This window comes from Pseudarthrobacter sp. MDT1-40-2, from assembly GCF_059383595.1.
Genome location: NZ_JBWZCL010000001.1, coordinates 441,191 through 464,250 on the forward strand (window position 1 = coordinate 441,191; position 23,060 = coordinate 464,250).

General features: G+C 63.0%; 22 protein-coding genes and 1 tRNA gene. 6 read left to right on the plus strand and 17 right to left on the minus strand.

Going from position 1 to position 23,060, the window contains the following annotated elements; all coding sequences use genetic code 11:
- Window positions 1-34 precede the first annotated feature (34 nt).
- From AC50X5_RS02075 to AC50X5_RS02105, 7 genes are all read right to left on the minus strand, one after another.
- Complete coding sequence (locus AC50X5_RS02075; RefSeq protein WP_494974504.1) at window positions 35-862, minus strand: F0F1 ATP synthase subunit delta; 828 nt, start codon at window positions 860-862, stop codon at window positions 35-37.
- Window positions 862-1,413 carry a F0F1 ATP synthase subunit B gene (locus tag AC50X5_RS02080; RefSeq protein WP_463934268.1) on the minus strand — a complete coding sequence of 184 codons (552 nt, stop codon included), beginning with the start codon at window positions 1,411-1,413 and terminating at the stop codon, window positions 862-864. Before AC50X5_RS02080 ends, AC50X5_RS02075 begins: the two co-directional genes overlap by 1 nt.
- A 50-nt stretch (window positions 1,414-1,463) precedes the next feature.
- Window positions 1,464-1,682, minus strand: coding sequence for an ATP synthase subunit C-like protein (locus AC50X5_RS02085; RefSeq protein ID WP_463934270.1), 219 nt, complete (start codon window positions 1,680-1,682; stop codon window positions 1,464-1,466).
- A gap of 82 nt (window positions 1,683-1,764) precedes the next feature.
- Window positions 1,765-2,565, minus strand: coding sequence for a F0F1 ATP synthase subunit A (gene atpB / locus AC50X5_RS02090; RefSeq protein ID WP_463934271.1), 801 nt, complete (start codon window positions 2,563-2,565; stop codon window positions 1,765-1,767).
- An 81-nt stretch (window positions 2,566-2,646) separates the two neighbouring features.
- Entirely contained in the window at window positions 2,647-2,952 is a 306-nt protein-coding gene (locus tag AC50X5_RS02095) for a hypothetical protein (RefSeq protein WP_494974505.1), read from the minus strand.
- Window positions 2,945-3,430, minus strand: coding sequence for a Cg1360 family ATP-synthase-associated protein (locus tag AC50X5_RS02100; protein ID WP_494974506.1), 486 nt, complete (start codon window positions 3,428-3,430; stop codon window positions 2,945-2,947). Before AC50X5_RS02100 ends, AC50X5_RS02095 begins: the two co-directional genes overlap by 8 nt.
- A gap of 92 nt (window positions 3,431-3,522) precedes the next feature.
- A complete protein-coding gene (locus tag AC50X5_RS02105) occupies window positions 3,523-4,638 on the minus strand; it encodes an MraY family glycosyltransferase (protein ID WP_494974507.1) in 1,116 nt (371 codons plus the stop codon).
- Between the two features lie 193 nt (window positions 4,639-4,831).
- Here AC50X5_RS02105 and AC50X5_RS02110 point away from each other — a divergent pair, with 193 nt between their 5' ends.
- Complete coding sequence (locus tag AC50X5_RS02110; RefSeq protein ID WP_494974508.1) at window positions 4,832-5,728, plus strand: glycosyltransferase; 897 nt, start codon at window positions 4,832-4,834, stop codon at window positions 5,726-5,728.
- Between the two features lie 20 nt (window positions 5,729-5,748).
- On the opposite strand, the gene AC50X5_RS02115 is transcribed toward AC50X5_RS02110, so the two are convergent.
- From AC50X5_RS02115 to argS, 10 genes are all read right to left on the minus strand, one after another.
- Window positions 5,749-6,534 carry a WecB/TagA/CpsF family glycosyltransferase gene (locus tag AC50X5_RS02115; protein ID WP_494974509.1) on the minus strand — a complete coding sequence of 262 codons (786 nt, stop codon included), beginning with the start codon at window positions 6,532-6,534 and terminating at the stop codon, window positions 5,749-5,751.
- On the minus strand, window positions 6,531-7,412 hold the full coding sequence (locus tag AC50X5_RS02120; protein WP_494974510.1) for an L-threonylcarbamoyladenylate synthase: 882 nt from the start codon (window positions 7,410-7,412) through the stop codon (window positions 6,531-6,533). Before AC50X5_RS02120 ends, AC50X5_RS02115 begins: the two co-directional genes overlap by 4 nt.
- A gap of 4 nt (window positions 7,413-7,416) precedes the next feature.
- Window positions 7,417-8,301 carry a peptide chain release factor N(5)-glutamine methyltransferase gene (gene prmC / locus AC50X5_RS02125; RefSeq protein WP_494974511.1) on the minus strand — a complete coding sequence of 295 codons (885 nt, stop codon included), beginning with the start codon at window positions 8,299-8,301 and terminating at the stop codon, window positions 7,417-7,419.
- Between the two features lie 4 nt (window positions 8,302-8,305).
- Complete coding sequence (gene prfA, locus AC50X5_RS02130; protein ID WP_494974512.1) at window positions 8,306-9,379, minus strand: peptide chain release factor 1; 1,074 nt, start codon at window positions 9,377-9,379, stop codon at window positions 8,306-8,308.
- Between the two features lie 137 nt (window positions 9,380-9,516).
- Window positions 9,517-11,658 (minus strand): transcription termination factor Rho, encoded by a 2,142-nt coding sequence (rho, locus tag AC50X5_RS02135; RefSeq protein ID WP_494974513.1) that lies wholly within the window; start codon window positions 11,656-11,658, stop codon window positions 9,517-9,519.
- 284 nt (window positions 11,659-11,942) lie between these two features.
- Window positions 11,943-12,905, minus strand: a complete 963-nt coding sequence (gene thrB / locus AC50X5_RS02140) for a homoserine kinase (protein ID WP_494974514.1) — start codon at window positions 12,903-12,905, stop codon at window positions 11,943-11,945.
- A 14-nt stretch (window positions 12,906-12,919) separates the two neighbouring features.
- Entirely contained in the window at window positions 12,920-14,026 is a 1,107-nt protein-coding gene (thrC, locus tag AC50X5_RS02145; protein WP_494974515.1) for a threonine synthase, read from the minus strand.
- Entirely contained in the window at window positions 14,027-15,343 is a 1,317-nt protein-coding gene (locus AC50X5_RS02150; RefSeq protein WP_494974516.1) for a homoserine dehydrogenase, read from the minus strand.
- The gene (gene lysA / locus AC50X5_RS02155; protein WP_494974517.1) at window positions 15,344-16,837 is read right to left on the minus strand and encodes a diaminopimelate decarboxylase; all 1,494 of its coding nucleotides are present in this window, start codon (window positions 16,835-16,837) and stop codon (window positions 15,344-15,346) included.
- A gap of 5 nt (window positions 16,838-16,842) precedes the next feature.
- Entirely contained in the window at window positions 16,843-18,507 is a 1,665-nt protein-coding gene (gene argS, locus AC50X5_RS02160) for an arginine--tRNA ligase (RefSeq protein ID WP_494974518.1), read from the minus strand.
- 162 nt (window positions 18,508-18,669) lie between these two features.
- Here argS and AC50X5_RS02165 point away from each other — a divergent pair, with 162 nt between their 5' ends.
- The 5 genes from AC50X5_RS02165 (at window position 18,670) to AC50X5_RS02185 (ending at window position 23,017) form a co-directional block, all read left to right on the plus strand.
- Window positions 18,670-19,149, plus strand: a complete 480-nt coding sequence (locus tag AC50X5_RS02165; RefSeq protein WP_494974519.1) for an FMN-binding protein — start codon at window positions 18,670-18,672, stop codon at window positions 19,147-19,149.
- Between the two features lie 26 nt (window positions 19,150-19,175).
- A complete protein-coding gene (locus tag AC50X5_RS02170) occupies window positions 19,176-20,072 on the plus strand; it encodes an FAD:protein FMN transferase (RefSeq protein ID WP_494974520.1) in 897 nt (298 codons plus the stop codon).
- On the plus strand, window positions 20,069-21,625 hold the full coding sequence (locus AC50X5_RS02175; RefSeq protein WP_494974521.1) for a ferredoxin--NADP reductase: 1,557 nt from the start codon (window positions 20,069-20,071) through the stop codon (window positions 21,623-21,625). The genes AC50X5_RS02170 and AC50X5_RS02175 overlap by 4 nt, the downstream gene beginning before the upstream one ends.
- A gap of 79 nt (window positions 21,626-21,704) precedes the next feature.
- Window positions 21,705-21,780: transfer RNA gene (locus AC50X5_RS02180), tRNA-Arg, on the plus strand.
- A gap of 145 nt (window positions 21,781-21,925) precedes the next feature.
- The gene (locus tag AC50X5_RS02185; protein ID WP_494974522.1) at window positions 21,926-23,017 is read left to right on the plus strand and encodes a M4 family metallopeptidase; all 1,092 of its coding nucleotides are present in this window, start codon (window positions 21,926-21,928) and stop codon (window positions 23,015-23,017) included.
- The last annotated feature ends 43 nt before the right edge of the window (window positions 23,018-23,060 follow it).

A 23,060-nucleotide genomic window follows, 5' to 3' on the forward strand; every position in this document is an offset into this window, starting at 1 on the left:
CGGGGTTTCGTTTCGTTAAGTTGTGCTTGTCCGGCTAGCCGGCCAGCTGGCGGTTAAGTTCACCCAGCCGGGCCACCACGGAGGCGTCCAGTACTTCGTCGCCCACCTGCACCCGGATACCTCCGATAAGCGCGGGATCAACGGTAACGTTGATCTTCAGCTCACGGCGGTACAGGGCGTTGAGTGCCGACTGAAGCCGGCCCAACTGGGTGTCTGTCAGGGAACGCGTCACAGTGACGGTCGCAATCCAGCGCTGCTGCCGTTTGGCGGCAAGCTCTGCAAAACGGTTCACGAGGCGGCCGGGCTTGAGCCCACGCGGGTTCGATACGGCCTGCGCGATGAGGACCCTTGCTTCCTCGGAGGCACCCGGCACAAGCTTGTGCGCCAAAGTGATCTTTGCAGCTGCACTGGCCTGCGGCTCAGACAGAGCACGCTGTGCCTCGTGGCTGGAAGCCACAACCTGGTTGAAGGAGAACAAATCATTCTCCAGCTCTTCCAGGCCGGTGATTCCGGAGGCAGAAACGGCCGACTTGTTTTCAGCAACGGCTATTGCAACCGTTGCCCCAAGCGTCTCGAGTGCATCGCCAATATCGCGTGCCGAGGCCCAGCGCAGGCTGGCCAATCCGGCTGCGATATCCGCAGCATCGGCGGAAACCTTTCCGCCAACGAGCTGCCTGACAAGCGCAGACTTTTCCTCACCGCTGCGGGACGGGTCAGTCAGGGCACGGCGCAAGCCGGCCGAACTGTCCAGCGTTCCCAGGATTCCGAAGAGTTCCGTAGCCAACTGCAGCGACGCATCTGAAAGCTTGGCTTCCAGTTCTGTCAGCGCTGTGGTCAGCGATTCGCTCGATACACCTGCCATTACTTAGCTGCACCTGCGTTCTGGCTCTCCAGATCTGCCAGGAAGCGGTCAACAACACGTGCTGCACGCTCATCATCGGTAAGTGCTTCACCAACAATGCGTCCTGCCAGGGTGGTGGCGAGGGTGCCCACCTCCGAGCGCAGGGACACAACTGCCGCCTGACGCTCGGCTTCGATCTGGGTGTAGGCCTGAGCGGTGATACGGGCCGATTCTGCGCCCGCCTTCTCCTTCAGGTCCGCCAGGATCTGTGCACCTTCGGCGCGCGCTTCCTCACGGATGCGGTTGGCTTCGGCGCGGGCGTCAGTCAGCTGCTGCTTGTACTCTTCGAGTGCAGCAGATGCCTCAGCCTGGGCCTTCTCAGCTTTGGCAATGCCGCCTTCGATGGCTTCGGCACGCTCTGCAAACGTCTTCTCGAACATCGGGACAACGTACTTGACCACGATGTACATGAGCACGGCAAAGCTGATGAGGACAACGCCCATTTCCCAGACGTTGGGAACGAGAGGATTAACTTCGCCCTCAGTGGCGGCTGAGATGATCAGCTGATTCATATTTCACCCGTCCTTTTCTACTCGGTTCTGGATATTCGCTTGTTCTGAGATCAGCCAAGAACGAAGGCGAAGACCAGGCCGAGGATGGCGAGGGCTTCAGTCAGGGCGAGGCCCAGGAATGCGATCGGCTGCAGGACGCGCTGGGCTTCCGGCTGGCGTGCTACGCCGTTGATGTAAGCCGCGAACACGAGACCAACACCGATACCACCGCCGATTGCGGAGAGACCGTAGCCGATGAGGTTCAGAGAGCCGTTGATGGAGCCTTCCATTTTTCTTCCTTTCAAGATGCCAACTCTGTGGCAGGTTGTTTGGGTTGCTTCATCCCCGCTATGGGGGAAGTTTTAGGGGAGCCTAGTGGCTGTCGGCGTGGAGCGCGCCTTCAATGTAGATAGCCGTCAGGAGGGTGAAGACGTATGCCTGCAGTGCCATGATCAGGGCTTCCAGCATGTACATGGCAATCGAACCGACCAGGACGAGGAGGGACGTGCCCTGGAGCAGGATGTTCTCCTGCATGACGAGGAACTCAATGCCCGACCCGGCGATCATCACGATCAGGTGGCCGGCCAGCATGGTCGCAAACAAACGGAGGCTGTGCGTAACCGGGCGGACCAGGAAGTTGGAGATGATTTCGATCGGAATGATCAGCGGCAGGATGTAGACCGGCACTCCGGAAGGAACGGTGGCCAGCTTGAAGTAGCGAAGCCCGTTCTTCTTGATGCCGATGACGATCCAGGTGATGTAGACGATGCCCGCGAGGACGTAGGCGCCGCCGACGTGCGAGAAGCTGGGAAGCTGGATCAACGGGATTGCGCCGTAGATGTTGTTCACCAGGATGAAGAAGAACAGGCTGAACAACAGCGGGACGTACTTCATGAAGTCCCTGCCGCCGATGATGTCCTTGGCGATGCCGTTACGGACAAAACCGTAGGCCATCTCGCCTGCAAACTGCAGCTTGCCGGGAACGAGCTGCTGCTTACGGGCAGCAAGCACGAAGAACGTGGCAATAATGACGACCGAAAGGATCACCAGAAGCATCTGCTTGGAGAAGCCATCTGCGGCACCCCACGGCAGGACCGCCGGCAGATGCATTTCGTTAATACCAGGAGGAGTGAACTCTCCTGAATCTTGGGCCGGGAGCGCAAGCGCGATCAACGCGTTTCCTCTCTGCAGTGTCCATCGTTGGGCGTTGGTCGGGTTCCTGCAGCAGTCTGGCCTGCTGGTCCCCTTGTGAAATTATTTGGCATTGTTGGGTCCGTCCTTCGACGGTCCGCTGGCAGCACTGCGGCCACCAGTTCGTTTTTTGCTACTGGTGAGGCCGTGCATGTAGGACAGGTAAAATCCTCCGAGAGCTCCAAGCAGAGCGCCTGCGAGCACAATCCAGCGGGTATCCCACAGATTATCCAGACCCCACCCTATCAAACTCCAGACGATGATTCCGCCAATGATGTAGCTGAAGACGGCCATGCCGTCGTTGTATCCGGCGCCACCGTTTCCGTTGTCAGGGCTGGGGTTTTTGGGGTCGGGGTTACGTTCAGGCATTCTGGCTCCCCTGGTCCTGAGTGGGGTCGTTAAAGATCTGCAGGCGGGCCTTGCTGAAGCCGTACAGCTCAGCAGCCTGCCATAGAACAACGGTTGTGACAGCTCCGATCAGGAACCACCTGGCGTGGAGCCAGTCCGGCCTGCCGAGGACAAACAGCACCACGGCAAATCCGACAACCTTGACGAAGTACGTGGCGACGAACAGCCCGATGGCTCCCGATGGATTCCGTCGTCCCACAAAGTGGCCCACCAGCAGGCTGATGCCAAAAAACAGCATGACGAGCAGACCCGCGAAAGTGCTGGATACTGCGCCCGTGGCCCCATTCAGGAGCACTGCAGGCACCGCGGCCACCAATAGCCCCGCCGCAGCGGCCAGCGTGCTCATCTTCAGGAGCCTCAGCCACAGCGATGGCGTGGGTCCGGCAACTCCAACGGATCCGTTGCCGGACGTGCGTCCGGAATCGGCGTTGGAGGTCATGGAGATCCCAATCGTCGGGGTGTGCAGGCGGGAAGGTCACGCGGCGAAGGGCCGCACCTGAATTCTACACGAGATAGAAATAATTCAGAAAGCTACGTCACGACGTCGTCACTGCCACGCCGGAGATAGGGCCATGCGGTAACAACCGTCATTGCCACCGCGGCCAGGATGTCCACCGGAAGCACGATCTGCCACGGGAATATTGCCAGCGCCAGGCCTCCAAAGGACAGCACAGCAGTCCACAGGTATAAGAGGATCACCGCAGCCCGGTGCGAGTAGCCAATGTCCATCAGTTTGTGGTGCAGGTGTCCCCGGTCTGCGGACCAGGGTGATCGGCCCTTCGCTGTCCGGCGGATCACCGCGAGGCCGAAGTCAAGGAGCGGCAGGAACACCACCGCGAAGGGCAGGAGGATGGGGATGATCGTGGGGATACCGTTGGCGCGGTCATACAACCCCGACGTGATCTGGCCAGTGGAAACGATGCCGGCGGCGGCCATCACCAGGCCGATCAGCATGGCTCCGGAGTCGCCCATGAAAATCTTGGACGGGAACCAGTTGTGCGGCAGGAAGCCGACGCAACTGCCTACCAGGACAGCCGTCAAGAGCGTGGCCAGGTCCGACTTGTCAAGAATGGTGGCCGTTCGGTGCACCCAGTACGCCGTCAGGAAGAAGGCGGTGCCGCCGATGATTGCCACGCCGGCGGCCAGCCCGTCGAGACCATCAATGAAGTTGAAGGCGTTCATGGTGGTGACGATGAGAAAAGCCGTCAACAAGATGCTCATCGTCTCGTTTTCGAGGACGATTGGCTCCGAAAAGAATGATGGAACTATGGTCATCCGCACGCCCCAGACAGCCACCACCATGGCAGCCGCAACCTGCCCGATGAGCTTGATCCACCACCGCAGGTCCACCAGATCGTCCACTACGCCCACCAGGACGATGACCGCTGCTCCTGCCAGCACGCCCCACGGCGCGTCGTTGTTGCGGTAGATGTCCTGCACAAAAAATGACTTGCTGGCCACAATCAAAGCCACCACCACGCCGAGGAAGATGCCTACTCCGCCAAGCCGGGAGACCGGGACGGCATGCATGTCCCGGCTGCGGATCGGCAGGAACAACTCAAGGCGGTTACCTACCAGCCTCGCCCCCCATGTTGCAGCGTAGGAAACGATGGCAGCAGTGAGCGCCATCAGCAAGTACATGATCATGTGCTTGACCTGGGTGTTCGTGTGGAAGGTTGGATGAAAGATCTCCGTCGCCGGGCTCACAGCAGGCAGTGCGAGGTGCCAAACAGGGCTGTATTACAGTGGACTCTAGTCAAGATACTAGCGCCCATGGGCCTTCACCCTCCGCGCCACACTGCCGTCCGGGAATCTGCCGGCGGTCTCTGAAGGGAAATCCATGCAGAACCCGGTTGCAGTCGCCGCCGTCACTTTTGACCGGCCCGTTGAGTTGGCAACCCTGCTGGACGCCATTAATGCGCAGACGGCCGTGGTGGACACCATCTGCCTGGTAGACAGCGGCACCAGGCCTGCACAGGACGTGGCGGCCGGGCACGGCAATGTGGACTATGTCCGGTCGGAAGCGAATCTGGGTGGTGCCGGCGGCTTTGCTCTGGCCACCCTCAAGGCACTGGCCAGCGGCGCCCGCTGGATCTGGATGATGGACGATGATGCTGAACCAGCGGATCCGGAATGCCTGGCCACCCTGCTGCGGGAGGCGGAGGCCCGGGACCTTGAAGCCGTGCTGCCGCTGGTAGTAGCTCCCGGACATCCTGAGAAGTTGTCCTTTTTCTTCCGGCTGGACGGAAAAGTGACCCACGATCGTGCCGCCGTCGAGCGCCTCGGCTTCCTGCCCGACGACGGGCACTTCTTTAACGGTGCCCTGATCCGCTCTGACGTGTTCTTCAAGGTGGGCCTGCCGGACATGCGGTTGTTCATCCGCGGTGACGAGGTTGATTTCACCCTCCGGCTGCGGCAGGCGGGAATCCGCTTCGGCACGGTCACCAGCACTGCAATTACGCACCCGCATGCCTTCACCGAGACCCAACACGTGTTCGGCGCCCGCTGGCACGTGATCGTTCCGGAGTCGGCCTTCAAGCGCTTCTACTACTACCGGAACCGCGGCTACATGATCCGCCGCTACTTCCGCTTGAAGTCCTTCGTGGCCGACGTCGGAGGCTACCTTGGGTATTTTCTGCGCCGGGGTGACATCAAAGGACTGTCCGAATGGGCCCGTGCCTTCAGTAAAGGCCTGCGCGGCAAGGGCTTCGCCCCGTTGGAGGACCAGAAGTTCTAGGAATTTAGGGACCGGACGTATCAGCCTCTGCGCAGGCGACGCTTTGCCAGAAGCCCCAGCAGGACCCAGGGCTCGCCGAAAACCCGGTAGGCCACACGCCGCGGGTGAAGCAGCAGACGCCAGGCCCATTCAAGGCCCAGCCGGCCCAACCAGCGCGGCGCCAGCTTCTGCACCCCGGCCAATTGCTCAATGGCTCCGCCCACAGTGCAGTACGTTGCCGGGGGCAGGGTGGGCAGCCAGCGCTGAAGCACTTCTTCCTGTAACGGCATTCCCAGGCCCAGGAACACTATCTGGGGCCGTAGGCTGTGCAGGCGTTTGAGGGCGGCTGATTCAACGGCGCTGTCCCAACCTTCGCCGGCGATCCCAACTATTTCGGCCCCTGGAACGATTTCCCGCAGCCGGCGGACTGCACCTGTGTTGGCTTCCGGGCCCGCTCCGATCACTGCAATGCGGTCCAGCCCAACGAGCCTGCCCAGTGCCGGAATCCAGTCAGTTGAGCCCAGGCGGTAATCCATCGCCGGCCGTTCCAGCTCCCGTCCGCGGCTCCAGAGCCACAGCACCGGAGCGCCGTCGATGAGTACGACGTCGGCATCGTCGTAGAGCGCACGGAACCGTTCGTCTGAGTGGCAGAGGGTCACGCTGTGCAGATTGTGGCCCAGCACCAGATGCCGCGCCCCGCTGCCATGGACCCCACCAGGTGCAGCGCCGCCGTCAACGAAGCCCTGCAGAACCTCCATCAGGCCGTCAACGTCCAACGGCGTGGCATCAACGTCAAGCACCGGGATTGCCTGCCGCTGCAGGCTCATGTGTTGCGTGGTTCCAAATCAGCGGCGGTTTCGGTGTCCGCGGGCGGCTCGCCGCCTTCCACGGCGCCGGAACCGGTCCCGTCGCCCGGATGCGCGGGGCCCGGGACCTGTCCGGGAGCCGCTTCCGCCGCTTCAGGTTCGGCCGCAGGATTGGCGCCGGCCTTGGCCGGCTCAGCAACAGGTTCGTCTGATCCGGCTTCTTCTCCGGCTTCCGGGACCTCGCCTATACCCAAAATGCCCGGGACGACGCCGCGGAGCTTCTCCAGGCTGATGGCACCGTCGCGGACAACGCGCAGCGGTGTGGTGGTAGCATCCACGATGGTGGAAGCCAACGCCTCTCCGCCGCCAAGTGGCCGCTCCCCGCCTTCAAGGTAGACCTCTACAGATTCGGCGAGTTGCCCGTAAGCCTCCGCGGCTGTGCGCGCTGCAGGCTGTCCGCTGCGGTTGGCGGAGGAAACGGCCAACGGCCCGGTGAGGGTCAGGATTTCCTGGGCGATCTCGTCGTCCGGCATCCGCAACGCAACAGTGCCCTTTGTATCCCCGAGGTCCCAGTCCAACGATGGCTGGGTGTGCAGGATCAAGGTCAGCCCGCCCGGCCAGAAAGCTTCGGCCAGCGCGCGGGCTTCCGCGGGAATGTCGGTAGCCAGTCCGTCCAGGGCATTCAGCCGTGGAATAAGGACCGGCGGTGGCATCTGCCGGCCGCGGCCCTTGGAGACGAGGAGCATAGTGACCGCCTGCGGGGAAAAAGCGTCAGCCGCTATCCCGTAGACCGTGTCGGTCGGGAAAACTATGCATTTCTTTTCGGCTATGGCGCGCTGTGCATGCTCAAGCGCTTTGGCCCGTTGATCTTCGGAAGTACAGTCGTAGCTCGTGGTCACTGGCCTATTCTTTCATCACTTGGGAGGATGCTTTGGCAAGGCCGGGCGTAAACACGGCGCTCGTGGCGCGGTCCCGGCCGTTGAGGTCCTGGTGGGTGGTGACTCTGGTCCAGCAGTCTGACCGTTTGAGCATGGCAGCAATCCAGCCTGCCTGGACTTCGGCATGCTCCATCACGAAGTAGCCCCCGTCCACCAACAGCCGGGCTGCAGAGGCAGCGGCCGCCGTCGGAAGTTCCATGCCGTCCGCTCCCCCGCCGTATAGAGCCTCCGGCGGATCGTGGAGCGCCACTTCAGGTTCCTGCGGGACGGCTTCTGCAGGTATGTAGGGCGGATTGGACACCACAACGTCGAAGGTTCCGTTGTGTTCGGGCAACGCGTTGCGCAGGTCCCCCAGTACCAGATTGACGCCCAGCGGCGCCAGATTCCTCTCCGCCCAGGCATGGGCGAAGGGACTGTATTCGACGGCGTGCACTTCAGCTCCGGGGACTTCGTGGGCTATCGAACCTGCAATAGCCCCCGATCCGGTGCCGAGATCCACGATCCGCGGACGGGTCATCCCAGTAACGTGGTCGATCACGAGTTGGGCCACTGATTCAGTCTCAGGCCGCGGTATGAAAACACCGGGTCCGACGGCGAGTTCCAAGTAACGGAAATGGGCCACGCCGGTGATGTGCTGGAGAGGGATACGTTGTGCGCGCTCGGCAACGAGCTCATCGTAACCGTCAGGTGCCTCGGCCGTTCCAAGCATCCGGGCACGGAGCTCCCCCAGACCGATGCCGAGCAGATGGGCGGCGAGGATTTCGGCGTCGACCTTGGGGCTGGGCACCCCGGCTTCCAACAGTAAAGCGGCAGCCGCCTGCACAGCTTCCCCCAGTGTCCGGCCAGCCATCGGACTACTCGCCGATAGCGTCGAGTCGGGACTGTTCGTCCAGTTCGATGGCTGACTGGATGACAGGTTCCAAATCGCCGTTCATCACCTGATCCAGGTTGTACGCCTTGTAACCGGTGCGGTGATCTGCGATCCGGTTCTCCGGGTAGTTGTAGGTGCGGATGCGCTCGGAACGGTCCATGGTCCGGATCTGCGACTTACGCTGGGCGGAGTTTTCGGCGTCAATCTGCTCCTGCTGGTGTGCCAGGATACGGGCCCGCAGAACGCGCATGCCGGCCTCCCGGTTTTGCAGCTGCGACTTTTCGTTCTGCATGGCTACGACAATGCCGGTGGGCAGGTGGGTAATGCGGACTGCCGAGTCAGTGGTGTTAACGGACTGACCGCCGGGTCCCGAGGACCGGTAGACGTCAATCTTAAGATCGTTCTGGTTGATTTCCAGTTCCTCGGGCTCGTCCACCTCCGGAAGTACCAGCACGCCCGCAGCAGAGGTATGGATACGGCCCTGGGACTCAGTCACGGGAACACGCTGCACGCGGTGGACGCCGCCCTCGAACTTGAGGCGGGCGTACACTCCTTCTGCAGGATCATTCGAGTTGCCCTTGACGGCCATCTGCACATCCTTGTAGCCGCCGAGGTCGGACTCGGTGGCGGAAATGATCTCTGTTTTCCAGCCGCGGGATTCCGCGTAGCGGGTGTACATCCGCAGCAGGTCAGCGGCAAAAAGGGCAGCTTCATCGCCACCTTCGCCACCCTTGACCTCCAGGATCACGTTGCGGGCATCGTCAGGATCGCGCGGGATGAGCAGGCGGCGCAGCTTCGCAGCTGCCGCTTCCAGGGACGCTTCGAGCTCGGGAACTTCCGCCGCAAACTCAGGATCCTCGGCTGCCATTTCCCTGGCAGCAGCGAGATCGTCGCGAATGGCTTCCCACCGGTGATAGGCCTCAACAATGCCATTCAACTGGGCAGAGCGCCGCCCCAGTTTCCGGGCAAGGCGCTGGTCGGCGTAAACAGCAGGATCCCCCAGCTGCGCCTGAATCGCATCGTGCTCATCAAGCAGGCCCTGTACGGAATCAAACATTTAAAACCTCTTTCGACTTTTCCAAGTCTAGTTATCGCGAAAGGGACTTAACGCGAAAGGGACTTAACGACAAACCGCTCAAAATATGCCGGCACCACCCGTAGGCGGGGCCGGCATATTTTGAGCGGTAAGCGCAGCTACTTGTCGTTATCCGACTTTGCACCCAGCGTCGTCTTCTGGACCTGCATGAGGAACTCGACGTTGCTTTGGGTTTCCCGGATCTTGTTGGTGAGCAGTTCCAGGCTCTGCTGGGTCTCGAGTCCGGAGAGGACGCGGCGCAGCTTCCACATGATCTTGACTTCTTCAGGGGAAAGCAGGTTCTCTTCACGTCGGGTACCCGAGGCGTTGACGTCAACGGCGGGGAAGATGCGCTTGTCCGCCAGCTGGCGGGACAGACGCAGTTCCATGTTGCCGGTGCCCTTGAATTCCTCAAAGATGACCTCGTCCATCTTGGAACCGGTCTCCACGAGGGCGGTTGCCAGGATGGTGAGGGACCCACCGTTTTCGATGTTGCGGGCTGCACCGAAGAAGCGCTTCGGCGGGTACAGCGCTGCGGAGTCAACACCACCGGACAGGATGCGGCCGGAGGCCGGTGCTGCCAGGTTGTAGGCACGGCCCAGGCGGGTCATGGAGTCCAAAAGGACCACCACGTCCATGCCCATTTCCACGAGGCGCTTGGCACGCTCGATGGAAAGCTCGGCCACGGTGGTGTGGTCGTCAGCGGGACGGTCGAAGGTGGAGGCAATGACCTCGCCCTTGACGGTGCGCTGCATGTCCGTAACTTCTTCAGGACGCTCGTCAACAAGAACCATCATGAGGTGGACCTCAGGATTGTTGGTGGTGATCGCGTTGGCGATGGACTGCAGGATGAGCGTCTTGCCGGCCTTGGGTGGCGAGACAATCAGGCCACGCTGGCCCTTGCCGATCGGGGCCACGAGGTCAATGACACGCGGGCCGATCTTCTTCGGATCAGTTTCGAGGCGCAGGCGTTCCGAGGGGTACAGCGGGACCAGCTTGGCGAATTCGACGCGGTCCTTGAGCTCTTCGGGCGTCTTGCCGTTTACCGAGGTGACACGAACCAGGGCGTTGAACTTCTGGCGGGCCGACTGCTGGCTGCGGTCCTCACCCTCGCGGGGTGCGCGGATGGCTCCGACAACGGCGTCACCCTTGCGCAGGTTGTACTTCTTGACCTGGGCGAGCGAGACGTAGACGTCGTTGGGTCCGGGCAGGTAGCCGGACGTACGGATGAACGCGTAGTTCTCCAAGACGTCCAGGATTCCAGCCACGGGCAGCAGTACGTCGTCGTCTGTGACCTCGACATCGTCGACGTCAGGGCCCTGGTTGCGTCCGCGGCGACGGTCGTTGCGGTCACGGAAGCGGTCGTTGCGGGAGTTGTTGTCCCGGCCGTCCCTGCTGTCGCGGTTGTCCTGGCCGCCCGAACGGTCATTGCGATCGTTCCGGTCACGGCGGTTGCGACGGTTGCGACGGTTGCCGCCGTCGGCGTCGTCCTGGGTATTGCCGGCGTTACGGGAATCGTCGCGGCGGTCTGTATCCACAGCACCTGCGTTACCGGCAGCGCGGTCAGCGTTACGGGTGCGGCTGTTGTCGCGGCGCTCGTTGCGCTGGCCCTGATCGGCGTCGTCAGTGCGCGTCTCAGCGGTACGCGATTCGGCAACACGCTGTTCTGCTGCCGCTTCAGGAGCAGAAGTTTCTTCCGGCGATGCGGCCGCAGCTTCGCCCCGGCGGCGGTTGCGGGTGCGGGGCTGGCGGCGGTCCGTAGCAGCTTCGGCCGGAGCTTCAGCGGCTGCAGGAACGGTTTCGACGGCGGGAGCCGGGGCAGTTGCCTCAGCAGTCCCGGTGCCGGTAGGCGCTGCGGCGCCCGTGGAGACGACTCCGTCGCTTCCAGCGCGGCGGCTGCGTCCGCGGGTACGAGCCCGGGAGGTGTCGGCGGCAGGCGCTTCATCCTTTTCCGGGGCGGCCTTTTCCGGTGCCGCTACAAGAACAGCAGCCTCGGCCTTGGCAGGTGCCACGGCCGACTGGACCTTGGCAGGTGCACTGGCCTTGGTGGCAGGCGTACCGGCACGGTGGGCGGAGATGGCCGAGACCAGATCGCCCTTCCGCATGCGGGATCCGCCCGAAATTCCCAGCTGGCTGGCAAGAGCCTGCAACTGGGCGAGCTTCAGGCCTGCAAGGCCGCTGCTCTTTGCGGGTGCAGCCGTTGCAGCGGCTGCAGAAGATAGTGTTTCCACAGCTGGCGACAGCTCAGTGGTTTCGGTCACGAAGGATCCTTCCCCCTCGACGGCGTCCAGACTGGGAGCTGGACGCGATGATTTGATCTGGGCCGCAGTTCAGATCTGCGGCCACATTTCGGCGGAACTGACGGCCAGGGCCAGGACAGCCTGATACTGATACACCTCACCCCGTAAATGAGCGGAGCGAAGGCTGACGGTTCACGGGCAGGGAATTTTCTGCGGGTTCCTGCGTCAGACCAAGCAGGCGGCACCGGTAACTATTGCGCAGTAGGAGAATTGAGAGGCAACAATGGCCAACATCCAGTACGGAATTACCGCCGGTGCACTTCCACTTTAGCACCTTCGACGTCGACTGCCAGCTTCATCACCCGCCACCCGGCTCCCGGCGTGTTGGCGGCCGCAAAAGTGGTGATGAATTGCCCCGCGCGGTCTGCTGCTTCTGCCCCATTGGCGAGGACCAGCACGGTGGGACCGGCGCCGGAAACCACAGCGGCATGGCCCGCATTCCGCAGCGCCGCAATGAGGTTGGCACTGGGTCTCATGGCGGCGGCCCGGTAGCTCTGGTGCAGGTAATCCTCGGTGCCTGGCAGCAGGAACTGCGGCTGCGCCGTCAAGGCGTGGATCAGCAGGGCTGCCCTGCCGGAGTTCATTGCCGCAGCGTGATGGCCCACCGACGCCGGAAGCAGCGCCCGGGCGGCCTCGGTGGCGAGTTCGTAGTCGGGAACGGCAACAACCGGAATAACCTCCGGAGCAACAGGCACTGCCGTGCTGCTGTAGTGCTCACCGTCCTGCCAGGACAGGGCCAGCCCGCCGAAAATAGCCGGTGCCACGTTGTCCGGGTGGCCTTCCATTTCACTGGTGACCTGCAGGATCCAGTCCCTGCCGCGCCGTGACTCTTCCGGAACCAGTGCGTTGGCGGCGGATACGGCAGCAACAACAGCCGATGCCGACGACCCCAGGCCGCGGCCATGCGGGTTGACGTTTTCCGCAATAATCTTCAGCCCGGACCGCCGGTAACCCAACCGTTCGAAGGCAACCTCCATCGCGCGGACCACCAAATGTCCGGCGTCGCGGGGCAACGTATCAGCGCCCTCGCCGGAAAGCTCGAACTCAAGCTCCCCGCCGGCGAGGGTTTCGATGGTCAAGACGTCATGCATTGCCAAAGCAAGGCCCAGGCTGTCATAGCCCGGGCCGAGGTTGGCGCTGGTGGCCGGCACCCGGACGGTGACCCTCTGACCGGAGGCAACAAGCGGAAGCTCGACCGACGTGGACATGGTGGTTTCCACTGTTATTTGTCTTCCAGTCCCAATTCGGCAGCGACAGTGACGACGTCATTGGAGACCTTGACCGGCTGGACATCCGAGCCGTCCTCGGTGCGCAGCGCCCATTGCGGGTCCTTGAGGCCGTGACCGGTCACCGTGATGACGATGGTCTTGCCTGTGGGGACTTCGCCGGCAGCGTGCTTCTTGATCAGGCCGGCAACGCCGGCAGCCGAACCAGGCTCCACAAACACACCTTCACGGGCGGACAGCCAGCGGTGAGCCGCAAGGATCTCGTCATCCGTCACGGCTTCAATCAACCCCCCGGATTCATCCCGCGCGCCAACGGCACCGTCCCAGGACGCCGGGTTGCCGATGCGGATGGCAGTGGCGATGGTGTCCGGGTCCGTGATGGGATGGCCGGCAACGAACGGGGCGGCACCCGCGGCCTGGAAGCCCCACAAGACCGGAGTCTTGGTGGAAACGGCAGGGAGCGTGCCTGCGGTAAGGGACTCAAATGGCGCGGCATACTCTTTGTAGCCCTTCCAGTAAGCGGTGATGTTACCGGCGTTACCCACCGGAAGTACGTGGATGTCCGGGGCATCGCCCAGGGAGTCGACTACTTCGAAGGCGCCGGTCTTCTGGCCTTCGATGCGGGCGGGGTTCACGGAGTTCACCAGGAATACCGGGTAGGACTCTCCCAGCTTGCGGGCGATGTCCAGGCAGTTGTCAAAGTTGCCGTCCACCTGCAGCAGCGTGGCGCCGTGGGCGATTGCCTGGCTGAGCTTGCCCATGGAGATCTTGCCTTCCGGAACCAGCACCGCACACTTAAGGCCGGCAGCGGTCGCGTAGGCAGCCGCCGACGCGGACGTGTTGCCGGTGGACGCGCAGACCACGGCCTTGGCCCCGGCGGCTACTGCCGCCGTCATTGCCATGGTCATGCCGCGGTCCTTGAAGGAACCTGTGGGGTTCATGCCTTCCACCTTGAGATACACGGTGGACCCGGTCAGTTCAGACAGCTTCTGCGCATGCACCAGCGGTGTCCCGCCCTCGCCCAGCGTGATGATCTCGGTGGATTCGGTGACAGGCAGGCGGTCGGCGTATTCGCGGACGACGCCGCGCCATTGGTGAGCCACTTAGACTCCTTCTACCCGCAGAACGGATGTAACTGAATTAATGACATCCAGGCGCTTCACGGCCTGGACGGTGGCTGCGAGTGCAGCCTCGGTGGCGCGGTGCGTAACAATCCGCAGTTCGGCAGATTCCACAGTGGAATCGGCTTCCCGGTGGATGGTCTGCCGCATGATCTCGATGGACACCCCGTGCTCGGCGAAGAGCTGGGCAATCCGGGCCAGGACGCCGGGCTGGTCGGCCACGTCCAGACCAATGTAGTAACTGGTGTTGACGAGGTCGATGCTGAGTGCCGGGACCTGGCCAGTGGTGGTCTCGGTCCGGCCAGGGCCGCCCAGGACCAGACGGCGCGCGGCGGAGACAAGGTCGCCCAGGACTGCCGACGCCGTGGGCGTGCCACCGGCACCCTGGCCGTAGAACATCAGCTCGCCGGCGTTTTCCGCTTCGACGAATACTGCGTTGAAGGCGCCACGGACAGCTGCCAGGGGATGTTCACGTGGCAGAAGCGTGGGGTGCACGCGGACGGAGACGCCCTCGGTGCCGTCAGCGTCTTTGAGCTTTTCCGCGATGGCCAGCAGCTTGATGACAAAGCCGGCGTCCTTGGCGGCGGCAATGTCCGCCGCGCTGACGGAGCTGATGCCTTCGCAGTGGACGTTCTCGAGCGCGAACCGCGTGTGGAAGGACAGGGATGCCAGGATCGCGGCCTTGGCAGCGGCGTCGTGGCCTTCGACGTCGGCCGTGGGATCCGCCTCCGCATACCCGAGGCGCTGGGCTTCGGCGAGGGCGTCCGCGAACTGGGCCCCCGTTGAGTCCATCTGGTCGAGGATGAAGTTAGTGGTTCCGTTGACGATGCCCAGCACACGCGTGATGTGGTCACCGGCGAGGCTGTCACGGATAGGCCGCAGGATGGGAATGGCGCCTGCGACAGCAGCCTCGTAGGACAGTTGGACGCCGGCTTTGTCGGCAGCTTCGTACAGCGAGGGACCATCCTGGGCCAGCAGCGCCTTGTTGCCCGTGATCACGCAGGCGCCGTTTTCGAAGGCGGCGAGGATCAGCGAGCGGGCCGGCTCGATGCCACCCATCAGTTCAATCACCAGGTCGGCATCCTTGACCAGGGTGTCGGCGTCGGTAGTAAAGAGTTCCCTCGGAAGTTCGACGTCGCGGGGGGCGTCAACGTTGCGCACGGCAATGCCGCTCAGTTCCAGGCGTGCACCGGTCCTCGAAGCGAGGGCTTCAGCGTCATCAATCAGAATCCGCGCAACCTGGGCCCCTACATTGCCACAGCCCAACAGGGCCACCTTAAGGGTTCGCATTCCAGTCATTCAGACTCCCATGTCGCGGTTGAGCAGGTCTTGTTCGGTTTCGCCGCGGACAATCAGCCGGGCGGCACCGTCGCGCACAGCAACGACGCCCGGCCGGGCCAGATAGTTGTAGTTGCTTGACAGGGCCCAGCAGTAGGCGCCGGTACCCGGTACAGCAAGCAGATCACCGGCTGCCACGTCCTCGGGCAGATATACATCTCTAACAACTATGTCGCCGCTCTCGCAATGTTTGCCCACTACTCGGGACAGCACGGCATCGGCATCCGATGTCCGGGAGGCCAGAACGGCCGAATAATCGGCGTCGTAGAGCACCGGTCGGGCGTTATCGCTCATGCCGCCGTCCACCGACACATACCGGCGCGGATACGTAACGTTGTTTCCGGCGTCTGCGCCCTCAGGGGCGCCCACGTCCACGCGGACACTCTTACGGGTTCCCGCCTCGTACAGGGTGAAGGTGGTGCTGCCCACGATCGCCCGGCCGGGTTCGATCGAGATCCGCGGCGGCACCAGCCCCAGCTCGGCGCACGTGGAACGCACGACGGCGGCCATAGCCTGTGCGATCTCCGCTGGCGGGCGCGGGGTATCTACGGGGGTGTAGGCGATGCCATAGCCGCCGCCCAGGTCGAGTTCAGGCAGGACGATGCCGTACTGCTCCTGCATGCGGGCAAGGAAGCGCAGCAGTTTGTCCGCGGCTACGGCGAACCCGTCGGGCTCGAATATCTGGGACCCGATGTGGCAGTGCAGCCCCAGCAATTCCACGCTGTCATAGGATGTGGCGGCCGCTACCGCTTCCTCGGCCGCAGACAGGCCTGCTTCCTCGGTGGAGTCTTCTGCCATGGAGAGACCGAACTTCTGGTCCTCATGGGCAGTGGCGATGAATTCGTGCGTGTGGGCGTGGACTCCGGGAGTCAGCCGCAGCATCACGTTGGCTTTGTCGCCGCGGCTGGAGGCGATCTTTGCCACCCGCTCCAGTTCCTCCAGGCTATCCACCACAATCCGGCCCAGTTTCAGGTCCAGGGCGCGGTTGATCTCGGCGTCTGATTTGTTGTTGCCGTGCAGGCCCAGGTTTTCGCCCGGAATGCCGGCGCGTTCGGCCACTGCAAGCTCGCCGCCGGAGCACGTGTCCAGGCGGAGGCCTTCCTCGGCAACCCAAGCCGCGACGGCGGTGCAGAGGAACGATTTGCCCGCATAGTAGACGTCCACTCCCCCACAGATGTCCGCGAATGCCTCATCAAAAGCATCCTTGAAGGACCGGGCCCGGGCACGGAAATCGGATTCGCTCATCACGAACAGCGGCGTACCAAACTGCTGCTTCAAGGCGTCCACGGACACGCCGTCCACCGTCAGGACACCGGCGCTGTTCCTTTCAACCCCCGCAGCCCACATGGGTGAATGCAACGCGTTCAGGTCTGCGGGAAGGTCCAGCCATTCCGGAGCCAGCGGCGATGCCCCGGCGGCATGGTGTCCTGTGTTTGCGGCGCCCTCAGGGTTCACGGGAATCACATCCGTTCCGGCGCCGAAACGCCCAGCAGGTCCAGTCCGTTGGCCAACACCTGGCTGGTGGCGTCGTTGAGCCACAGGCGGGTGCGGTTGAGGTCGGTCACAGGTTCCTCGCCCATCGGCGCTACCCGGCAGGCGTCATACCAGCGGTGGTAGGCGCCTGCGATGATTTCCAGGTGCCGGGCAATCCGGTGCGGCTCGCGCAGCTCCGCAGCCTTGGCAACGATGGAGGGGTAACTGCCCAGGTAGGAGAGCAGTTCGTTCTCGGTCGCATGGTCCAGTAGTGCGGCGTCGAACGCATCTTTTCCGTTAACTACGCGCTCCACACCTGCGGCCACTGCATTCCTGGCCGTGCCGCGGGACCGGGCGTGCGCGTACTGCACGTAGAACACCGGGTTCTCGTTACTGTGCTTCTTCAGCAGTTCAGGATCCAGCGTCAACGGCGAATCGGCCGGGAAGCGGGCCAGCGAATACCGGACGGCGTCCTTGCCAAGCCAGGAAATCAAGTCCTTGAGCTCGATGATGTTTCCTGCGCGCTTGGACAACTTGGCACCGTTGATGGACACCAACTGGCCGATCAGCACCTCGATGTTGACCTCCGGATCATCGCCGGCGCACGCCGCAATCGCCTTGAGCCGGTTGATGTATCCATGGTGGTCGGCACCGAGGAGGTAGATCTTCTCGATGAAGCCACGGTCCTTCTTGGAGAGGTAGTACGCGGCATCGGCAGCAAAATACGTGGGCTCGCCGTTGGCCCGGATCATCACGCGGTCCTTGTCATCGCCAAAATCCGTGGTGCGCAGCCATACAGCGCCACCGTCGTCGTACACGTGGCCCTGCTCGCGGAGGCGCTCCACGGCAGACTCGATGGCACCGGCCTCGTGCAGCTCCTTTTCGGAGAAGTAGACATCGAACACGACGCCGAACTCCGCCAGGGTGCGCTTGATTTCATCCATCTGGGCTTCGTAGGCCGCGGCGCGGATGACAGGCAGTGCAGCAGCTTCCGTCAACTCGCGGATACCGGGATGCCGGGAAAGCACCTCATGCCCCAGTTCCGCGATGTACTCGCCCGGGTACCCGCCGTCGGGCACAGGCCGTCCGTGAAGGCGGGACAGCACAGAGTTGGCGAACACGTTCATCTGTGAGCCGGCGTCGTTAATGTAGTACTCGGCGGTGACATCCGCGCCGGAAGCGCGCAGCACGCGCGCGATTGCATCGCCCAGGGCGGCCCACCGCGTGTGGCCGATGTGCAGCGGACCAGTGGGATTGGCGGAGACAAATTCCATGTTAATGACATGGCCGGCGAGCGCTGAGTTGCTGCCGTAGGCGGCGCCTGCCTCGACAATCGCCTTGGCGAGTGCACCGGCCGCGGCAGCATCCACGGTGATGTTCAGGAAGCCGGGACCGGCAATCTCCACCTGCTCAACGCCGTCAATCTCCCCCAGCCGCTCACTGAGCACAGTGGCGAGCTGCCGGGGGTTGGTGCCCGCCTGCTTGGCCAGCTGTAAGGCGATATTGGTGGCCCAGTCTCCATGCTCGCGGTTCTTGGGACGCTCCACTCGGACCTCATCCGGCAGCGCCGTAGCGTCAAGGGCAATCTCGCCGGCGGCAACGGCTTCTTTCAGGCAGGCGGATATGGCGAGGGAGAGTTCTTCGGGAGTCACGTTCCTAGCCTACCGGGGGCAGCTGACAGCAGAGAATTGGGCCGCTTTGATGTAGGAGGAATCCAAAGCGCCGGGCGCAACGAATACCATCCAGAACCAATACGCTTAGTACAGCGTTGATCTCACCATGAGCCTGCCGACACTTATTGAAATGAGCCCGCTATGAACCCTTCAGTCCGCAAAAGCGTTTTCGCCGGGATGGCCGGTTTGTCCCTGATGGGAGCGGTAGCCGGTTGCGCGCCTTCCACCACCCAGCAGTCCGAACCCGCGGCGCAGGACGCTTCCACCCCTGCTTCTGCCGCGTCTGCGGCCTCATCCGCGCCGGCAGCTTCGGGAGCAGGAGCTTCCGTCTACAAGGACGGGACCTACGACGCCGAGGGCGCGTACGTATCTCCCAACGGAAACGAGAAGGTAGGGGTGGAACTGACCATCGAGTCAGACACCGTCAAGGGCGTGAATATCATCACCCACCCCAGCAACCCGAACACCAAGAAGTACCAGGGTGAGTTTGCCGCAGGAATCGCCGACCAGATCGTCGGAAAAAGCATTGACGAACTCAACGTGACCAAGGTTGCCGGCTCATCATTGACCAGCGGCGGCTTCAATAAGGCACTCGAGGAAATCAAGACCGAAGCCAAGTAAGCAACCAGAGCAGAATCGCACTTCTCATGGAAAGCACGGCGCAGGACACCCCGGCCGCCCCGGCCAGGCAGGACTTTCGTTTCGATGGGATCGGAACGAAGTGGAACATCAGCACGCCAGAACCCTTGCCACAATCCATGCGCTCCAGGCTGCTGGGGCGGGTGGAGGAATTTGACGCCACCTGGTCGCGGTTCCGGGACGATTCACTGGTGTCGGACATGTCCCTTCGGCCCGGCTCCTACAGCTTTCCGCCGGAGGCCGAACCGCTGGGCCGGCTGTACCGGGACCTCCACCGGATCAGTAAGGGTGCCGTGACCCCGCTGATCGGTGCCAGCCTTGAGCGGCTGGGGTACGACGCCGGCTACTCGCTGAAGCCCTCCGGCGCACCGCTGCCGGCTGTTCCCTGGGATGGCGTACTGCAATGGGAAGGCAGCACCATCAGCACCACCGCCCCAGTGGTGCTGGACATTGGCGCTGCCGGCAAGGGCCTGCTGGTTGATGTCCTGTCCGGCCAACTGAGGGGAGCTGGCGTCACCGAGTTCCTGATCGATGCCAGCGGCGACCTCCTGGCGCATGGAACAGGCGGTGTCAGAGTTGGCCTCGAGCATCCCTACGATGCTTCCCAGGCAATCGGCACTTTTCCCCTGGAGTCAGGGGCCCTCTGTGCTTCCGCCTCAAACCGCCGGGCATGGGGTGACGGATTCCACCATGTCCTTGACGGGACCACAGGAGCCCCGGTCCGAACGGTGATTGCCACCTGGGCCGCCGCCGGGTCAGCCATGCTGGCGGATGCTTTGGCTACTGCCCTGTTTTTTGTTCCCGGGGCCCGCCTCGAAAATGAATACGACTTCTCCTGGCTGGTGGTTTTCGCCGACGGGACCGCCGCCTTTTCCCATGGTTTTGAAGGGACACTGTTCTCATGAGCGAAACGGAAGCGCGCACCACCGTCCGCCGTTCTTCCCTGAAGGCGCGGTTGGACACTGCGTTGGGAAAGATCACCCAATATCGCCTGGTCCTGCTGGTCCTGGCCGTCCTGGCCGGTTACAGCCTTGTCCTCAGCGTCCTCGGCTGGCTGACTTTCGCTTTGCCGGCAATGCTGGCCCACCTCCTCCTGTGCGTTGGCCTTTGTTACCTCAGCAACCGCATCATTGCACCGGTATTCCGCGTTAATCCGCATGCCGAATCTTCGCTGATTACCGGCCTGCTGGTGTATTTCCTGTTCTGGCCTACCCTGGTGCCGCTCGAAGTGGCGGGTGTGGCGCTGGCGTGCGTAGCTGCCACTGTCTCCAAGTATGTGCTGGCCTGGCGGGGCCGGCATATCTTCAATCCCGCCGCTGCCGGAGCCTTCCTGGTGGGCCTGACAGGGCTCAACATCGCCACGTGGTGGACCGCAACGCCCGCCATGTTGTGGCTGCTGGTCCCCGGCGTTCTCCTGGTGGTTTACCGCACCGGGAGATGGCTTCTGGCGGGCACCTTCACAGTGCTGGCCGTCGCGTTGATTACCCTGCAGCTAGTGGCCGCCGGACTCACCGCAGGTGAAGGTGTCTGGCAGGCCTTGGCGCAACGTCCCGTGCTGTTTTTTGTCGGTTTTATGCTGACGGAGCCGCTCACACTCCCGCCGCGCCGCTGGCAGCAGGTGACGCTGGCCGCCGTCGTGGCCGTGGTGTTTGTTGTCCCCTACAACTTCGGCTTCATCGCCAACTCTCCCGAAGCCGCCCTCCTGCTGGGAAACTTGTTGGCTTTCCTGGTGGGCCAGCGGGGCAGGGTGCAATTGCGCTTCACCGGCTCACGGCAGCTGACTCCCAGCGCCACCGAGTTCTCCTTCCGCCCTCTCCGGGACCTCCGATTCAAGCCGGGGCAATATGCTGAGCTGGACCTGCCGCACAAGGGACGCGACCGTAAAGGCCGACGCCGGATGTTCAGCCTGAGCAGTCCTCCCGGCAGTGACAACGTCACCTTCGGGGTGGAGACGGCAACGCCGGTGTCGGCGGCCAAGCAGGCCCTGCTGGCATTGGAACCGGGCCAAATGGTGACAGCCACTGCCGTGGGCGGCGACTTCGTGCCGCCGCGGGACCCCTCGGCACCGGTGCTGCTGATCGCTGCCGGCATCGGCGTGACCCCTTTCATGTCGCACCTGGCCGCGCGGCAGGAATCAGACGGCAACACCGCACTGCTCTACCTGGTAAGGAGCGCGTCGGACCTGGCCTACGCGAGCGAGCTGGGCGCACTGGGGATCCGCGTGGTGGCGCTGACCGCTGACGGTTCGACGCCGCCGTCATTCATGGAAGACGCCCGGGTCCTTGCGGAACCGTCGAATGGCCGGCTGGACAGCGCTGCGCTCAAAAAGCTGTTTCCGGACATCGGCGATCGCCACGTCTACATTTCCGGATCCCCCCGAAGCGTCTCCTCCTTGCGGGCCGCGGCCCGTGCCGCGGGCGCCCGGCGTATCCATAAGGACGTGTTTTCCGGCTACTGACCGCATGCGTTTTTCATTGCGGGCCACTCTCCTGCTAAGCTCTAGGACGTCCCGCCCGCAACGGCAGGATTCCTGGATTGCCCTCGTAGCTCAGGGGATAGAGCGTCTGCCTCCGGAGCAGAAGGTCGTAGGTTCGAATCCTATCGAGGGCACCACAGCCAGAACCGCGGATCCACACGGATCCGCGGTTTTTGTTTGCCTCCTCCCCGGCCGGTGAAGACGTTTTGTCACGCCGCCTAACGCTGATTGTCATGCCCTCCGCATAGGCTGATTCCACCGTCAGCAGCAAAGGGGTAAGCCGTGAAACCAGTAATCATTCCAGCCCGTCGTCCATCACAGCAGGGGTACGTCCGCTGCTCCATAGTCCCGCCGTACCTGCTGCGCCGGCTGGCCAGCCAGCATGGACCCCAACTCTCGGAAGTCGCCCGGGGGGCAAAGGAAGCACTGGCGCACGTCCGCAGTGTCCAGGCGGGCCGGCTTACCCCCGGCCCGGCCCCGCGTTCCGGTGCACGCGAAGGCACGCCGGCAGAACCCGAGCGCTCCATCTTTGATGCAGAACACACCGAGTCACTGCCCGGAAAAATTGTGCGCAAGGAAGGCGAGCCGGCGGTTAAGGACGTTTCTGTGAACGAGGCCTACGACGGCCTGGGCCACACCCACAAGTTTTACGCCGAGGTGTTTGGCCGGAGTTCCATTGATGGCGTCGGAAACCCGCTCCTGGCTACCGTTCATTTTGGGAACAAGTACGACAACGCGTTCTGGGACGGCACCCAGATGGTATTCGGCGATGGAGATGGCGAGGTGTTCCGGCGCTTCACCAAATCGCTTACGGTCATTGGTCACGAACTGGCCCACGGGGTCACGCAGTACACGGCCAATCTCGCATACCGTAACCAGGCCGGCGCCATCAACGAATCCTTGTCGGACATTTTCGGGGCGCTGGTCGAGCAATACACCAAACAGCAGACCGCTGCGGAGGCCAGCTGGCTGATCGGTGAGGGACTCTTCACGGACAAGGTCCAGGGGACGGCCCTGCGCTCCATGAAGGCACCCGGCACCGCTTACGACGACGATGTCCTGGGCAAGGATCCGCAGCCGGATTCAATGGACTCCTATGTCCGGACCAGCGCGGACAACGGCGGCGTGCACATCAACTCCGGGATTCCCAACAAAGCCTTCTATCTGGTCGCGACAGACATCGGAGGCCACTCCTGGGAAGCGCCGGGGCAGATCTGGTACGACGCCCTGACTGGAGGATCACTGCCCACCAATGCCACGTTCACGGTGTTTGCCAAGGCAACGGCAGCCTCTGCCGTTGAATTGTTCGGGACTGGTTCGGCAGAGCATGACGCCGTGCGCAAGGCGTGGGACACTGTCAAGGTAAAGCTCTAACCGGCTGCCGGGCCGCTACGTCCCGCGCCGGAAACCCAGGGAC

Coding starts and splice junctions, on each gene's coding strand:
- AC50X5_RS02075 (WP_494974504.1), bottom strand. CDS start 862: ATGGCAGGTGTATCGAGCGAATCGCTGACCACAGCGCTGACAGAACTG.
- AC50X5_RS02080 (WP_463934268.1), bottom strand. CDS start 1,413: ATGAATCAGCTGATCATCTCAGCCGCCACTGAGGGCGAAGTTAATCCT.
- AC50X5_RS02085 (WP_463934270.1), bottom strand. CDS start 1,682: ATGGAAGGCTCCATCAACGGCTCTCTGAACCTCATCGGCTACGGTCTC.
- AC50X5_RS02095 (WP_494974505.1), bottom strand. CDS start 2,952: ATGCCTGAACGTAACCCCGACCCCAAAAACCCCAGCCCTGACAACGGA.
- AC50X5_RS02100 (WP_494974506.1), bottom strand. CDS start 3,430: ATGACCTCCAACGCCGATTCCGGACGCACGTCCGGCAACGGATCCGTT.
- AC50X5_RS02105 (WP_494974507.1), bottom strand. CDS start 4,638: ATGATCATGTACTTGCTGATGGCGCTCACTGCTGCCATCGTTTCCTAC.
- AC50X5_RS02110 (WP_494974508.1), top strand. CDS start 4,832: ATGCAGAACCCGGTTGCAGTCGCCGCCGTCACTTTTGACCGGCCCGTT.
- AC50X5_RS02115 (WP_494974509.1), bottom strand. CDS start 6,534: ATGAGCCTGCAGCGGCAGGCAATCCCGGTGCTTGACGTTGATGCCACG.
- prmC (WP_494974511.1), bottom strand. CDS start 8,301: ATGGCTGGCCGGACACTGGGGGAAGCTGTGCAGGCGGCTGCCGCTTTA.
- prfA (WP_494974512.1), bottom strand. CDS start 9,379: ATGTTTGATTCCGTACAGGGCCTGCTTGATGAGCACGATGCGATTCAG.
- thrB (WP_494974514.1), bottom strand. CDS start 12,905: ATGTCCACGTCGGTCGAGCTTCCGCTTGTTGCCTCCGGTCAGAGGGTC.
- AC50X5_RS02150 (WP_494974516.1), bottom strand. CDS start 15,343: ATGACTGGAATGCGAACCCTTAAGGTGGCCCTGTTGGGCTGTGGCAAT.
- AC50X5_RS02165 (WP_494974519.1), top strand. CDS start 18,670: ATGAACCCTTCAGTCCGCAAAAGCGTTTTCGCCGGGATGGCCGGTTTG.
- AC50X5_RS02170 (WP_494974520.1), top strand. CDS start 19,176: ATGGAAAGCACGGCGCAGGACACCCCGGCCGCCCCGGCCAGGCAGGAC.
- AC50X5_RS02175 (WP_494974521.1), top strand. CDS start 20,069: ATGAGCGAAACGGAAGCGCGCACCACCGTCCGCCGTTCTTCCCTGAAG.